Annotated in this window: 15 protein-coding genes; 6 read left to right on the top strand and 9 right to left on the bottom strand. The window is 74.0% G+C overall.

Going from position 1 to position 13,047, the window contains the following annotated elements; genetic code table 11:
* The first annotated feature begins 32 nt into the window (after positions 1-32).
* Entirely contained in the window at positions 33-215 is a 183-nt protein-coding gene (locus tag RM425_RS17395) for a DUF2795 domain-containing protein (RefSeq protein ID WP_311346480.1), read from the top strand.
* A gap of 21 nt (positions 216-236) precedes the next feature.
* Positions 237-1,037 (top strand): histidinol-phosphatase, encoded by an 801-nt coding sequence (gene hisN / locus RM425_RS17390; protein ID WP_311346479.1) that lies wholly within the window; start codon positions 237-239, stop codon positions 1,035-1,037.
* Between the two features lie 27 nt (positions 1,038-1,064).
* Here hisN and RM425_RS17385 read toward each other — a convergent pair whose 3' ends face one another.
* The 3 genes from RM425_RS17385 to RM425_RS17375 are packed head-to-tail and all read right to left on the bottom strand — an operon-like array spanning position 1,065 to position 4,275.
* Positions 1,065-2,456 (bottom strand): FGGY family carbohydrate kinase, encoded by a 1,392-nt coding sequence (locus RM425_RS17385; RefSeq protein WP_311346478.1) that lies wholly within the window; start codon positions 2,454-2,456, stop codon positions 1,065-1,067.
* On the bottom strand, positions 2,453-3,256 hold the full coding sequence (locus tag RM425_RS17380) for an alpha/beta fold hydrolase (protein ID WP_311346477.1): 804 nt from the start codon (positions 3,254-3,256) through the stop codon (positions 2,453-2,455). The genes RM425_RS17385 and RM425_RS17380 overlap by 4 nt, the downstream gene beginning before the upstream one ends.
* Positions 3,253-4,275 (bottom strand): aldo/keto reductase, encoded by a 1,023-nt coding sequence (locus tag RM425_RS17375; protein WP_311346476.1) that lies wholly within the window; start codon positions 4,273-4,275, stop codon positions 3,253-3,255. Before RM425_RS17375 ends, RM425_RS17380 begins: the two co-directional genes overlap by 4 nt.
* Positions 4,276-4,369: 94 nt before the next feature.
* Here RM425_RS17375 and RM425_RS17370 point away from each other — a divergent pair, with 94 nt between their 5' ends.
* From RM425_RS17370 to RM425_RS17360, 3 genes are read left to right on the top strand one after another with little or no spacing between them, the layout of a single operon-like run.
* Positions 4,370-5,764 (top strand): cystathionine beta-synthase, encoded by a 1,395-nt coding sequence (locus RM425_RS17370; RefSeq protein WP_311346475.1) that lies wholly within the window; start codon positions 4,370-4,372, stop codon positions 5,762-5,764.
* Entirely contained in the window at positions 5,761-6,912 is a 1,152-nt protein-coding gene (locus RM425_RS17365) for a cystathionine gamma-synthase (RefSeq protein ID WP_311346474.1), read from the top strand. Before RM425_RS17370 ends, RM425_RS17365 begins: the two co-directional genes overlap by 4 nt.
* Positions 6,913-6,916: 4 nt before the next feature.
* Positions 6,917-7,477, top strand: a complete 561-nt coding sequence (locus tag RM425_RS17360) for a GNAT family N-acetyltransferase (RefSeq protein ID WP_311346473.1) — start codon at positions 6,917-6,919, stop codon at positions 7,475-7,477.
* Here RM425_RS17360 and map read toward each other — a convergent pair.
* Complete coding sequence (gene map, locus RM425_RS17355; RefSeq protein WP_311346472.1) at positions 7,461-8,231, bottom strand: type I methionyl aminopeptidase; 771 nt, start codon at positions 8,229-8,231, stop codon at positions 7,461-7,463. The genes RM425_RS17360 and map overlap by 17 nt on opposite strands.
* A gap of 53 nt (positions 8,232-8,284) precedes the next feature.
* On the opposite strand from map, the gene RM425_RS17350 reads away from it, so the two are divergent.
* Positions 8,285-8,554, top strand: a complete 270-nt coding sequence (locus RM425_RS17350; protein ID WP_311346471.1) for a helix-turn-helix domain-containing protein — start codon at positions 8,285-8,287, stop codon at positions 8,552-8,554.
* 1 nt (position 8,555) lies between these two features.
* Here the strand turns inward: RM425_RS17350 and RM425_RS17345 are convergent, their stop codons facing one another.
* From RM425_RS17345 to RM425_RS17325, 5 genes are all read right to left on the bottom strand, one after another.
* Positions 8,556-8,864 carry an antibiotic biosynthesis monooxygenase family protein gene (locus tag RM425_RS17345; RefSeq protein WP_311346470.1) on the bottom strand — a complete coding sequence of 103 codons (309 nt, stop codon included), beginning with the start codon at positions 8,862-8,864 and terminating at the stop codon, positions 8,556-8,558.
* A 28-nt stretch (positions 8,865-8,892) separates the two neighbouring features.
* Positions 8,893-9,183 carry a GNAT family N-acetyltransferase gene (locus RM425_RS17340; RefSeq protein WP_311346469.1) on the bottom strand — a complete coding sequence of 97 codons (291 nt, stop codon included), beginning with the start codon at positions 9,181-9,183 and terminating at the stop codon, positions 8,893-8,895.
* Between the two features lie 32 nt (positions 9,184-9,215).
* Entirely contained in the window at positions 9,216-9,410 is a 195-nt protein-coding gene (locus RM425_RS17335) for a ferredoxin (RefSeq protein WP_311346468.1), read from the bottom strand.
* The gene (locus tag RM425_RS17330; RefSeq protein WP_311346467.1) at positions 9,407-10,702 is read right to left on the bottom strand and encodes a cytochrome P450; all 1,296 of its coding nucleotides are present in this window, start codon (positions 10,700-10,702) and stop codon (positions 9,407-9,409) included. The genes RM425_RS17335 and RM425_RS17330 overlap by 4 nt, the downstream gene beginning before the upstream one ends.
* A 122-nt stretch (positions 10,703-10,824) precedes the next feature.
* On the bottom strand, positions 10,825-12,951 hold the full coding sequence (locus tag RM425_RS17325; protein ID WP_311346466.1) for a DEAD/DEAH box helicase: 2,127 nt from the start codon (positions 12,949-12,951) through the stop codon (positions 10,825-10,827).
* Positions 12,952-13,047 lie beyond the last annotated feature (96 nt).

The following is a 13,047-nucleotide window of genomic DNA, read 5'->3' as shown; positions in this document are numbered from 1 at the left end:
TCGACGCGAGCGGCTGCGGGTAGCCCGGAGCCATGGTGAGCCCCATCGACATCCAGAAGGCCCTGTCCGGCATCGACTACCCGGCGAGCAAGGACGACATCGTCACCCACGCCGAGCAGCACGGCGGCGACGACGCCGTGCTCGAGGCCCTGCGCGGCATCGAGGACCGCGAGTACGAGGGACCCAGCGGCGTCAGTTCCGCGGTCTTCGACTGAGCCCGACTAGGTTGGGTGCCCATGACGTCGGGTCGGGGCTTCTCAGAGGACATGCGGCTGGCACACGTGCTGGCCGACCAGGCCGACTCGATCAGCATGGAGCGGTTCAAGGCGCAGGACCTGCAGGTCGAGACCAAGCCCGACCTGACCCCGGTGACCGACGCCGACCGGGCCGTCGAGGAGCAGCTGCGGATCACGCTGAGCCGGGCCCGCACCCGTGACGCCGTCATGGGCGAGGAGTTCGGCACCACCGGGCACGGCTCGCGCAAGTGGGTGCTCGACCCGATCGACGGGACGAAGAACTTCGTCCGCGGCGTACCGGTGTGGGCGACGCTCATCGCGCTCATGGACGGCGACGAGGCCGTCGTCGGCCTGGTCTCGGCCCCCGCGCTGAACCGCCGCTGGTGGGCGGCCAAGGACGTCGGCGCGTGGACCGGGCGCCGGCTGGAGAACGCCGTCCGCTGCACCGTCTCCGGGGTGCGCGAGCTCGGCGACGCGAGCCTGTCGTACTCGAGCCTGTCCGGCTGGGAGGAGCGCAACGCCCTCGACGGCTTCCTGGACCTCACCCGCTCGGTGTGGCGCACCCGCGCGTACGGGGACTTCTGGAGCTACGTGCTGCTGGCCGAGGGCGCGGTCGACATCGCCTGCGAGCCGGAGGTGTCGCTGTGGGACCTCGCCGCGCTCGACGTCATCGTGCGCGAGGCCGGCGGCCGGTTCACCGACCTGGCCGGCACCCCCGGGCCCGCGGGCGGCAGCGCGCTGGCGACCAACGGCGCGCTGCACGACGCCGCGCTGCGGCACCTCCGCCCCGCCAGCGACTGAGCCACGGGGCCGCGGGCCGGCCCCGGGTCAGGGCGAGCCGGTCCACCGCCGGGCGGCGTCGGTCAGCCGGGGGTCGGCCCGGGGCTCCACCACCGGCCCGTGCCTCCGCTCGGGGACGAGGTCGACACCCACGCCCCGGGCGGCCAGCACGGCCGCACCGATCGCCGACGCGCTGCGCAGCCGCAGGTGCCGGACGGGACGGCCGAGGACGTCGGCCAGCACCTGCTGCACCAGGGGCGACCGGACGCCGCCTCCGGTGAGCACCACGGGGTCTCCCCCGCCCGCACCCCCGAGGGATTCCGCCGCCGCCGCGATCGCGAACGCCACCCCCTCGACCGCCGACCGAGCCAGGTCCGCGCGGGTCGTGCCGCCGTGCAGGCCGGTCCAGCTCCCGCGGTCGTCCGGTCCGGCGACCCCGCCGCGCTCGCCGGTCAGGAACGGCCGGAACAGCACACCGCCGGCACCGGGCCCGGCACCCGAAGCGACATCGACCAGCTCCGCCCAGCCCAGCCCGAGGACCGCCCGGACCCACGCCCACGCCGAGCCGCCGTTCCGCAGCGCCGCCATCGCATACCAGCTCCCCGAGACGTCGGCGTAGCCGTGCGTGGCCGGGTCGGTGACCGGCCGCGGCGCCCACCCCGGACGCAGCACCTGGGCGCCGGTGCCGAGGTTGACCTGCAGCCCCCTGGTCGTGCCGGCCGCGAGCAGCGCCAGCGGCGTGTCCGCGCCGCCGACCACCACCGGCACCTCGGCGCCGCCCACCGACGTCGTCCCGACGACCTCGCCGGCCGGACGCACGCCCGGCAGGAGCCCGGCCGGCACGCCTGCCGCCGCGGTGGCCGCCGGTGACCAGCCGTCGGCGACGACGTCCCACAACAGGGTGGCCGACGCGTCGCTGCGATCGGTCACCGGCGGACCGCCGGGGACGAGCGCGGCCCGGAGCGCGTCCTTGGGCAGCAGGACCGCCGCCGCGCGGGCGACGGCGTCCGGTTCGTGGGCAGCGAGCCAGGCCAGCATCGGCCCGGTCATGCCCGCGACGAGCGGGTTGGCGAGGGCGGCGCGGTCGGCGTCCGGCAGCCGCCGCCAGCGCACCAGCTCGCCGGCGGCACGGCCGTCGGGCCACAGCAGCGCCGGCCGGACGGGCCGACCCGCGGCGTCGACCAGCACGGCGCCGTGCATCTGCCCGGAGAGTCCCAGCGCCCGGACGGGCCGTCCGTCCAGCGCAGCTCCCAGCTCGCCGACCGCGGCGTCGAACGCCGTCCGCCACACGCGCACGTCGATCTCCGCCCGGCCGGGTGCCGGCCGGTCGTAGGCGTACTCCCGCTCCGCCTGGGCCACCACGGCGCCGGCGTCGTCGAGGGCCACCACCTTGAGCCCGCTGGTGCCGAGGTCGGCGCCGAGGAACACCCCGCCGGTCACGCGCCCCCGTCGTCCCCCAGGAAGCCGACCAGCGCGCCGACGAAGACCGGCGTGGACACCGCGCCCAGGTGGTCGCCGGGCACCGTCACCAGGCGGGCGCCGGGGATCGCGTCGGCGAGCACCTGGGGCCGGGCGGCGAGCGGATCGGCGTCGCCGGCGACCACCAGCGTCGGGGCCGCGATCTTCCCCAGCGGCAGCGGCTCCGCGTTGACCGCGCGGACGTGCGCGGCCAGCGCCAGCCGGTCGGCACCGGTGCTGTCGGCGAAGGTGCGGAAGGCCGCAGCCATCGGGTCGGGGATCGACGCCGGGTCGTCGGTCTCGAGCGCGGCCGCGAGGGCCGTGGTGCGAACGGCCCTCGTGTCCAGGCCGCCCCGCTCCACGACGCCGGCCCCGATGCCGCCGACCACCAGCCGGCGCACCCGCCGGTCGGTGCCGGCCAGCACCAGGGAGACGATCCCGCCCATCGAGTAGCCGGCGAGGTCGAACTGCTCCAGCCCGAGGGCGTCGGCGACCGACGCGAGGTCGCCGGCCATGGCCCTCTCGCCGTAACGCGCCGGGTCGTGCGGCTTGTCGGAGGCGCCGTGCCCGCGGGCGTCGACGGCTGCCACCTCGCGGCCCTCGGCCAGCAGCGCCGCCACGACACCGCTGTCCCGCCAGTTGCGCAGGCTGTCGGCGGCGAACCCGTGCTGGAGCACCACCGGTGGCCGGTCCCCCGGCGAACCCCAGCGGTGCACCGCCACCTCGACGCCGTCCCGGCCGGGCACCCGGCTCGTGACCGGCGCGGCGGGCGCGGCACTCACGCGGCGCGCTCCGGGCTGTCGCCGTAGGTGTAGCCGCTGTCGGGGTACCGGCTGCCCTCGGCCGCCCCGGGGGGCGCGATCGCGTCGAGGCGGGCCAGGTCGTCGGCGGTCAGCTGCACCGCCGTCGCGCCGGCGTTCTCCTCCAGGTAGCTGCGCCGCTTCGTGCCCGGGATGGGGACGACGTCCTCGCCCTGGGCCATCACCCAGGCCAGTGCGAGCTGACCGGGCGAGACGCCCTTCTCGGTGGCCAACTCGCGGACCGCCTCGACCAGCAGCAGGTTGGCCTGGAACGCCTCGCCCTGGAAGCGGGGCTGGTTCTTGCGGAAGTCGTCGTCGTCGAAGTCGTCGGGGCTGGTGATGGCGCCGGTGAGGAAGCCGCGGCCCAGCGGGCTGAACGGCACGATGCCGATCCCGTGCTCGCGGGCGACCCCGAGCACTGACTCGCCACCCGCCCCACCGCCCTCCAGGTCGCGGGTCCACAGCGACCACTCGCTCTGCAGCGCCGCGATCGGGTGCACGGCGACCGCGCGCCGGATCGAGGCGGCGCTGGCCTCCGACAGCCCGAGGTGGCGGACCTTGCCCTCCTGCACGAGCTCGGCCATGGCGCCGACGGTGTCCTCGATGGGCACCTTGGCGTCGACCCGGTGCTGGTAGTAGAGGTCGATGACGTCGACGCCGAGCCGCCGCAGGCTGGCCTCGGCGCACGCCCGCACGTTCTCCGGCCGGCCGTCGATCCGCATCCGGCCGCGCTCGTCGCGCGAGATGGCGAACTTGGTGGCCAGCTGCACCTCGTCGCGGCGCCCGGCGATCGCCTCGCCGACCAGCTCCTCGTTGTGCCCGCTGCCGTACACGTCCGAGGTGTCGAGCAAGGTCACGCCCAGGTCGAGGGCGCGGTGGATCGTGGCGAGGGACTCCGAGCGGTCGGCCGTGCCGTAGCTCTGGCTCATGCCCATGCAGCCGAGACCGAGGGCGGAGACGGTCAGGCCGCCGAGGGATCGCGTAGGTGCTGGAAGCGTCATGCCCGCATCCTGGTCCCAGGTGACCGGATTGGGCACCTCTGGTGGGATGGTGGCCGACGGGTCCTGGTGGTCGGGGCCCGCGAGGAGGCCTGCCGTGCAGTACGCCGAGTCCGTCATCGACCTGGTCGGCAACACCCCGCTGGTGCGGCTGTCCTCGGTCACCCGGGACCTGGGTCCCGACGCGCCGCTGGTGCTCGCCAAGGTCGAGTACCTCAACCCCGGCGGCTCGGTGAAGGACCGGATCGCGGTCCGCATGGTGGACGCCGCAGAGGCCAGCGGCGAGCTGGAGCCCGGCGGCACCATCGTGGAGCCGACCAGCGGCAACACCGGCATCGGTCTGGCGCTCGTGGCCCAGCAGCGCGGCTACAAATGCATCTTCGTCTGCCCCGACAAGGTCGGGCAGGAGAAGGTCAACGTGCTGCGGGCCTACGGCGCCGAGGTGGTCGTCTGCCCGACCGCGGTGGACCCGGCCGACCCCCGCTCCTACTACTCGGTGTCCGACCGGCTCAGCCGCGAGACGCCCGGCGCGTGGAAGCCCGACCAGTACTCCAATCCGAACAACCCGCGCTCGCACTACGAGACGACCGGCCCGGAGATCTGGACGCAGACCGAGGGCCGGATCACGCACTTCGTCACCGGTGCGGGCACCGGCGGCACCATCAGCGGCGTCGGCCGCTACCTCAAGGAGTCCTCCGGCGGGCGGGTGCAGGTCATCGGCGCCGACCCGGAGGGCTCGGTCTACTCCGGCGGCACCGGCCGCCCGTACCTGGTGGAGGGCGTGGGCGAGGACTTCTGGCCCAGCACCTACGACCAGGACGTCGCCGACGAGATCATCGCGGTGTCCGACGGCGACTCGTTCGCGATGACCCGCCGGCTGGCCCGCGAGGAGGGGCTGCTGGTCGGCGGCTCGTGCGGCATGGCCGTGGTCGCGGCGCTGCGGGTGGCCGGGCGGCTGACGAAGGACGACGTCCTCGTGGTGCTGCTGCCCGACGGCGGGCGCGGCTACCTGAACAAGATCTTCAACGACGCCTGGATGGCCGACTACGGGTTCCTCGAGGCCGCCGGGGGCGAGACCATCGGCGAGCTGCTCGAGGCCAAGGGCGGCAGCACCCCGACCCTGGTGCACACGCACCCGAACGAGACCGTCCGCGACGCCATCGACATCCTCCGCGAGTACGGCGTCAGCCAGCTGCCCGTGGTGCGGGCCGAGCCGCCGGTCACCGCCGGCGAGGTGGTCGGCTCCATCGACGAGAAGACGCTGCTGGACGCGCTGTTCGCCGGCAAGGCGTCGCTGGCCGACCGGGTCGAGAAGCACATGTCGCCGCCGCTGCCCATCGTGGGATCGGGCGAGGCGGTCCGCGCGGCGGTCGCCCAGCTCGGTGGCGCGGACGCGCTGCTGGTGCACGTCGACGGCAAGCCGGCCGGCGTGGTCACCCGCCAGGACGTGCTGGGACACATCGCGGGGCTGGCCCCTACGGTCGGCTCATGAGCCGCGAGAACGAGCAGGGTTTCAACACCCGCGCCATCCACGCGGGCCAGGACCCCGACCCGGCGACCGGCGCGGTCATCCCCCCGCTGCACCTGACGACGACGTACAAGCAGGACGGCGTCGGCGGGCTGCGCGGCGGCTACGAGTACAGCCGCAGCGGCAACCCGACCCGCGACACCCTGCACGCCGCGCTGGCCGCGCTGGAGGAGGGCACGACAGCCTTGGCGTTCGCGTCGGGGCTCGCCGCCGAGGACACCCTGCTGCGCACCCTCTGCCGGTCGGGCGACCACGTCGTCCTGGGCGGCGACGCGTACGGCGGCACCTTCCGGCTGATCTCCCGCGTGCTGTCGGAGTGGGGCCTGGAGCACACCCCGGTCGACCTCGACGACGCCGGCGCCCTGCGCGCGGCGATCCGCCCCACCACGCGGGTGGTCTGGTGCGAGACGCCCAGCAACCCGCTGCTGAACATCACCGACATCGAGGCGACGGCGGCGATCGCGCACGAGGCCGGCGCGCTGCTCGTCGTCGACAACACCTTCGCCTCGCCCTACCTGCAGCGGCCGCTCACGCTCGGCGCCGACGTGGTGGTGCACTCGACGACGAAGTACCTGGGCGGGCACTCCGACGTGGTGGGCGGCGCGCTGGTGGTCCGGCACACCACGCTCGGCGAGCGGCTGGCCTACAACCACAACGCGATGGGTGCGGTCGCCGGCCCGTTCGACTCGTGGATGGTGCTGCGCAGCCTCAAGACCCTCGGGGTCCGGATGGACCGGCACTGCGCCAACGCCGCCCGGGTCGCGGAGTTCCTCGTCGCCCGGAGCGACGTGTCGGCGGTGCTCTACCCGGGGCTGCCCGGCCATCCCGGTCACGCGGTGGCCGCGAAGCAGATGTCGGGCTTCGGCGGGATGGTCTCCTTCCGGCTCCGGGACGGCGAGGACGCGGCCCTGCGGGTGTGCGAGCGCACGGAGCTGTTCACGCTGGCGGAGTCGCTGGGCGGCGTCGAGTCGCTGATCGAGCACCCGGGCCGGATGACGCACGCCAGCGCCGCCGGCTCGCCGCTGGAGGTGCCCAGCGATCTGGTCCGGCTCTCCGTCGGCATCGAGGACGTCGACGACCTGCTCGCCGACCTCGAGCAGGCACTGGGCTGAGCGCATGGCGCTGGGGTACATGGTCCGCCCGGTGCGGGGGGACGAGTGGCGTGCGGTCAAGGCGCTCCGGCTGGAGGCGCTGTCCGACGAGGCGGCACCGATGGCGTTCCTCCAGACGCACGAGGTGGCCGCCGCCTGGCCCGACGGCTTCTGGCGGGACCGGGTCCGGAGCTCCTCGGTCGAGGCCGGCGAGGGTGCTCGCGCGCGCCAGTTCGTGGCGGTCGCCGACGACGGGAGCTGGGTCGGGTCGGCACTCGCGCTGGTCGAGCAGCCCGGTGACGTGGCCTTCGAGGGTGCGGTCACCGACCGGCCGGGCGGTCATGTGGTCGCCGTCTACGTCGCACCCGCACACCGCGGCGCGGGTGTCCTGGCGCAGCTGCTCGACGCGGCCGCCGGCTGGTTCCGGGAGCGGGGCCTCCCTCGCGCCCACCTCTTCGTGCACGTGGACAACGCCCGGGCGCGGCGCGCCTACGAGAAGTCCGGTTTCCGGGCCACCGGGACGCGGATCACGACCGTGGCGGGTAACGAACTCGAGCTGGAGCGGGAGCTCAGCGGGGAAGGGTGAGGATGCGCGGCCCGTCCTCGGTGACCGCGACGGTGTGCTCCACGTGGGCGGCGCGGCTGCCGTCGGCACTGCGCAGCGTCCAGCCGTCGGCGTCGACGGTGTAGTCGTCGCTGCCGCCGGCCAGGAACCACGGCTCGATGGCGATGACCAGTCCGGCCCGCAGCTTCACGCCGCGACCGGCACGGCCCTCGTTGGGCACCGACGGTGGCTCGTGCATGCTGCGCCCGACCCCGTGCCCGCCCTGGTCGGTGTTGATGCCGCAGCCACCGGCCCGGCCGACGGCGCCGATGGCGGCGGAGATGTCACCGATCCGGTTGCCGACGACGGCCGCCGCGATGCCCGCGGCCAGCGCCCGCTCGGTGGTGGCGACGAGCTCGAGGTCCTCGGGCCGGGGCGTGCCGATCGGGTAGGTCATCGCCGCATCGCCCACCCAGCCGTCGAGCACCGCGCCGGCGTCCACGCTGAGCAGGTCGCCGTCGTCGAGGACCTCCGGCGTCGGGATGCCGTGCAGTGCGACGTCGTTGACCGACAGGCACAGCACGCCCGGGAAGGGCGGGGTGGTCGACAGGGGCGCGTACCCGAGGAACGGCGAGGTCGCGCCCGCGTCGGACAGGACGTCACGGGCGACGGCGTCCAGCTGGGTCAGGCGCACGCCGGGTGCGGCGAGCGCACGGACGGCGGCGTGCATGTCGGCGACCACGGCGCCGGCCGCACGCATGGCATCCAGCTCGCCGGGGGTGCGCAGCTCGATCACGGGTCTCTCCTCGGTGCTTCCGGTGACGCTAGGCCGGTATTACTATCACGCCCATGGTCCGGCCGCCCCTGACACCCGAGGAGCGCGAGCGCGGCCGCCGGCTCGGCGCGCTGCTCCGGCAGGCCCGTGGCGATCGGACGGCGGCCGAGGTGTCGGCGACTTCCGGGGTGAGCCTCGAGGTGCTGCGCAAGATCGAGTCCGGACGCGTGCCGACCCCCACCTTCTTCACCGTGGCCGCGCTGGCCCAAGCGCTGGGCCTGCCCCTCGACGGCCTGGTCGAGCAGCTCGGCGACTCCCCGGCCCGGGCCGCGCTGACCGCCTGAGTCAGGACGTCGGGTCCGCCGTCAGCACGGTCGCGAAGTGCTCGACGACCGGGAACGGGTCGTAGAAGTGGTGCAGCAGCGCCTTCCACTCCTGGTAGGCCGGCGAGCCGCGGAAACCGTCGGTGTGGTCCTCCAGCCGGTCCCACTCGACGAGGAGCAGGTAGCCGGTGTCGCGCTCCAGGCACCGCGACAGTCGCAGCCCCCGGAACCCGGGCGCGGCGGCGATCAGCCGCCGCGCCTGCCCGAAGGCCGACTCGAAGGCCTCCTGCTCCCCCGGCCGGACGGTCAGCAGTGCGTGCTCGAGGATCATCCCGCTGACCGTACGGCCACCGGCCGGCTCAGCTCCCCTGGCCCGCGACCAGGTCGGCGTAGTCGTCGTGCTTGCCGATCCAGCCGCGGACGAACGAGCACTCCGGGACGACCGACCCGCCCTGGGCGCGCACGTCGTCCAGGGCGGACCGGACCAGGGTGCTGCCGAGACCGGACTGCCCGGCGTCCGGGTCGACCTCCGTGTGCGTGAACACGAAGGTGTCGCCGTCCCGCTGGTAGTCGGCGTGGCCGAGCAGCCGGTCGCCGTCGCGGATCTCGTAGCGGCTGGCGTCCGGGGCGTTCGTGACCGTGGGTTCCATGGTGGGGCCCTACCCGCGACCGGCTGCTTCGATCATTCCTCCAACGCGAGCGCCCGCACGGGACATTGCTGGACGGCGTCCCGGACGTCGTCCAACTGGTCGTCGCCGGGCTCCTCGCGGTGCACGATCAGCAGTCCGTCGTCGTCCACCTCGAACACGTCCGGCGCCAGCGACTCGCACACGCCCGAGCCCACGCAGCGCTCCCGGTCCACCTGCACCCGGCTCATCGCTCGCCCGTCAGCCGCGCCGGCAGCCGCTTGAGGCCGTTGACGAACGAGGAGCGCAACCGGGCCGGCTCCCCCGTGATCTCCAGGTCGGGGCAGATCTCGAACAGCCGGCGGAAGGTGACCGCCAGCTCCCGCCGGGCCAGGTGCGCACCCAGGCAGAAGTGCGGGCCGTGGCCGCCGAAGCCGACGTGCGGGTTCGGGTTGCGGGTCAGGTCGAACACGTGCGGGTCGGCGAACAGCTCCGGGTCGCGGTTGGCCGCGGCGTAGAACAGCAGGAACTTGTCGCCCTCCTTGAAGGCGTGGCCGTTCACCTCGCCGTCCTGGGTGGCGGTGCGGCGCATCCAGGTGACCGGGCTGATGTAGCGCACGATCTCCTCGACGGCGGTCTTGTCGAGGGACGAGTCGGCCATCCAGCGGGCCCGCTGGTCCGGGTTCTCCGACAGCGTGAGCAGGCCCTGGGAGATGGCGTTGCGGGTGGTCTCGTTGCCGGCCACCAGCAGCAGGATGAAGAACGAGGCGATCTCCTGGTGGGACAGCTTCTCGCCCTCGACCTCGGTGGTGACCAGCGCCGTCGTCAGGTCGTCGGTGGGGCGGGCCAGTCGCTCGGCGGCGAGGCGCTCCATGATCCCGGCCAGCGTGATGCCGGCGTTGATCAGCGCGCCCAGCGGGTCGACCGGGTCGGTCAGCTCCGGGTCACCACCGGCGAGGATGACGTTGGAGGCCGCCAGCACCTCGGCGCGGTCCTCCTCGGGGACGCCCATCATGTCGCAGATGATCCGCAGCGGGATGGGGGCGGCGATGTCGGCGACGACGTCGAGGGACCCGTCCCCCGCCTCGGCCTTGCGGCGCGCCTCGGCCAGCACGTCGTCGACGATGCCGACGACGGAGTCGATGACCTGCTCGAGCATCCGCGGGGTGAAGGTCTTGGACACGATCCGCCGGATCCGGGCGTGCCGCGGGTCGTCCATGCTGATCATCGAGCCGTAGAACTCGTTGAGGTCGGCCGGGATGTCCTGGATCGACACCGCGCCCTTGCCGGAGCAGAACACGAGCGGCTGCGAGCTGATGGCGTCCAGGTCGGCGTGCCGGGTGACCGCGATGTAGCCGGGCCCGGGCTCCCCCTCCATCCCCGGCATCTCCGGCTCGGCGAAGTGCGCGAAGGGGCGCTCGGCGCGCAGCCGGTCGAAGACCGCGTGCCGCACCGCCGGCGGCTCCGCCCAGAAGTCGCGGTCGGAGAGGTCGATCGCCTCGATGTCGAACTGCGAGGGGTCGACGGGGGTGTTCACGGACACGGGGCGCGCCTCACTGTCGAAGACAAACGGTCAGCGCTGACGGTAGAGAGCCGACGGGTGACGCACAACACTCGAGGGCAACTCCTGCCGGCTCTCCCCGGTCCGACCGGCCCGGTCCCTGGTTACGGCGCCTCCGAGAGCGCAGCGGTGAGCAGCGCGACGAGCGCCTCGAGCTGCACGTCAGTGGAGGAGAACACCTCGTCCGAGCCGTCCAGCGCCCGGGCGGCGAGGCCCGCCTTGCTGTCGATGAGCTCGGCGATCCGGGCGTCGAGCGTCTGCGCGGCGATGATGCGCCAGGCGGTCACCGGCTCGGTCTGCCCGATGCGGTGGCTCCGGTCGATGGCCTGCGTCTGCTCGGCGTCGGTCCAACTCAGCTCGGCGAGCACGATGTTGGAGGCGACCTGCAGGTTGAGCCCCACGCCGGCCGCGGTCAGCGAGCACACGGCGATCGCGACGTCGGGGTCGTTGACGAAGGCGTCGATGTTGCGCTGCCGCGCGGCCGGGGTCTGGTCGCCACGGATGGACGCGTACGAGATGCCCTGCCGCTCGAAGGACTCCTCCGCGACGTCCATGACGTCGACGTGCTTGGCGAAGAACACGACCTTGCCGGCGCTGCGGGCGAGCTGGGCCGCGTAGTCCGCGGCCAGCGCCGCCTTCGCCTGGCCGATGCGCCGCATCATGCCGAACACGTTCTCGCCGGTGGTCTTCGAGCTGGTGTCCTTGAGCTCCCAGCCGGCCACCTTGCGCACCAGGTCGGTGTCGATGCCCTCGACCTCGGTGGCCGACTCCCGGGCCGCCAGCGCGCTCTCGTAGCGCTTGACCAGCCGGCGGGCGAGCTCGCGCTCGGCCTTGCGGATCGAGCTGCCGGCCTTGTCGTCGAGCTCGACGGGAAGGTCGGCGATCCGGCGGGCGGGGATGTCGGCCGCGACGTCCACCTTGCGGCGGCGGACGATGCCCATGTCGATGACGCACTGCCGGGCCGCGGGGTAGAAGCCCGGATCGGCCGGGGTCAGACCGGCGTCCTCCAGGCACTCCATCAGCTCGCCCAGCGGCTTCTCCTCGTCGATCCAGCCCAGGAACTGCCAGATCGCCCGGAAGTCGTCGATGTCGTTGATCAGCGGGGTGCCGGTCAGCGCCATGAGCAGCGGGCGCGGGGTCCGGACGCGGATGCGCTCGGAGAGCTCCAGCACGTGCTGCGACCGCTGCGAGGTCTTGTTCTTGATGAAGTGCGCCTCGTCGACGACCATGCCGCGGAACCCGAACTCGCCGAGCCAGCCCACGTGGCGGTCGAGAACCTCGTAGTTGACGACGACGATGTCGGCGAACCCGTCGACGGTCTCGCCGTTGCCCTGGACGACGGTGGCCTTGCGGTGCGGCGTCCAGCGGCCGGCCTCCCGCGCCCAGTTGGTCTTGACCACGTTGGGCACCACGACCAGCAGCGGATAGGCGTCGGCCGCCTCGGCGGCGAGCAGGGACTGGGCCGTCTTGCCCAGTCCGGGCTCGTCGGCGAGCAGGAACGTGCGGTGGCCGGCCGCCGCCGCGGCGACCAGCTGACCCTGGTGCGGCATGAGGTCCGAGCCCATAGGCGTGAACCGGGAGGTCGGGAAGGGCAGGTCCATGCACGCCGGGGCCCCGCCGCCGGCCCGCTCGAAGGAGTTGAGCAGCGGCGCGAGGAGCTCCCACCCGGCCAGCCGGCGCGGCCGGGGGGTGTTCTGCCGGGCGGCCTCGAAGTCGGGAGCCAGGAAGGGGTTGGCCAGCTGCCGGGAGACCACCGACTGGGGGACGACGCGGCGTTCGGGCGCGACCAGGGCCGGCTCGGCCTCCTCGGGCGGCGCCTCCTCCACGGCGGGCTCGACGCCGGCGGCCCGCAGCATCTCCAGCCGGAGCGCCTTGGCCGATCCCGAGACGACGGCGTCCTCGCCGAGGAGTGCGAGGAGCCCCGAGTCGCGCACCGCGGTCCTCGCCAGGATGGTGGCGATGCCGTCGAGGCGCTTGAGCTGCTCGGCCTTGTGGGCCGGCCCGCCCTCCTCGTCGGCCCGGACCCGCGCCCGCTCGTCCCGCGCCACCAGGGCGACGGCCTGGAACTTCGTGCGCACCGAGCCGGTCACCGCACCCCGCTGCACCGCGGCCTCGACCTCGCGCACGGCGCGGGCGAGCACGGAGATCACGTCCTCCGGCCCGCGGGCACGCCGCTGGTTGCGCGGTGCGGTGCGGCGAGCCCCCGTCTGGGGCTGGCCTCGTCGAGCCACTGCTCCTCCTCGAGACTGCCGGCACGCTCGCCCCGGCGGAGCGCAGGAGTTCCTGCGCCGGAGCGGTGCCGACGTCGGCCGAACGGGAAACGGCCC

Source organism: Blastococcus goldschmidtiae (assembly GCF_031845325.1).
Classification (GTDB): Bacteria; Actinomycetota; Actinomycetes; order Mycobacteriales; family Geodermatophilaceae; genus Blastococcus; species Blastococcus goldschmidtiae.
The sequence above is the reverse complement of the archived record's forward strand: the minus strand, read 5'-3'. Positions and strand labels throughout refer to the sequence as shown.

What these genes read in the sequence shown, in the direction of transcription:
- RM425_RS17395 (WP_311346480.1), top strand. Translation starts at nt 33, where the DNA reads ATGGTGAGCCCCATCGACATCCAGAAGGCCCTGTCCGGCATCGACTAC.
- hisN (WP_311346479.1), top strand. Translation starts at nt 237, where the DNA reads ATGACGTCGGGTCGGGGCTTCTCAGAGGACATGCGGCTGGCACACGTG.
- RM425_RS17375 (WP_311346476.1), bottom strand. Translation starts at nt 4,275, where the DNA reads ATGACGCTTCCAGCACCTACGCGATCCCTCGGCGGCCTGACCGTCTCC.
- RM425_RS17365 (WP_311346474.1), top strand. Translation starts at nt 5,761, where the DNA reads ATGAGCCGCGAGAACGAGCAGGGTTTCAACACCCGCGCCATCCACGCG.
- RM425_RS17360 (WP_311346473.1), top strand. Translation starts at nt 6,917, where the DNA reads ATGGCGCTGGGGTACATGGTCCGCCCGGTGCGGGGGGACGAGTGGCGT.
- RM425_RS17350 (WP_311346471.1), top strand. Translation starts at nt 8,285, where the DNA reads ATGGTCCGGCCGCCCCTGACACCCGAGGAGCGCGAGCGCGGCCGCCGG.
- RM425_RS17345 (WP_311346470.1), bottom strand. Translation starts at nt 8,864, where the DNA reads ATGATCCTCGAGCACGCACTGCTGACCGTCCGGCCGGGGGAGCAGGAG.
- RM425_RS17340 (WP_311346469.1), bottom strand. Translation starts at nt 9,183, where the DNA reads ATGGAACCCACGGTCACGAACGCCCCGGACGCCAGCCGCTACGAGATC.
- RM425_RS17335 (WP_311346468.1), bottom strand. Translation starts at nt 9,410, where the DNA reads ATGAGCCGGGTGCAGGTGGACCGGGAGCGCTGCGTGGGCTCGGGCGTG.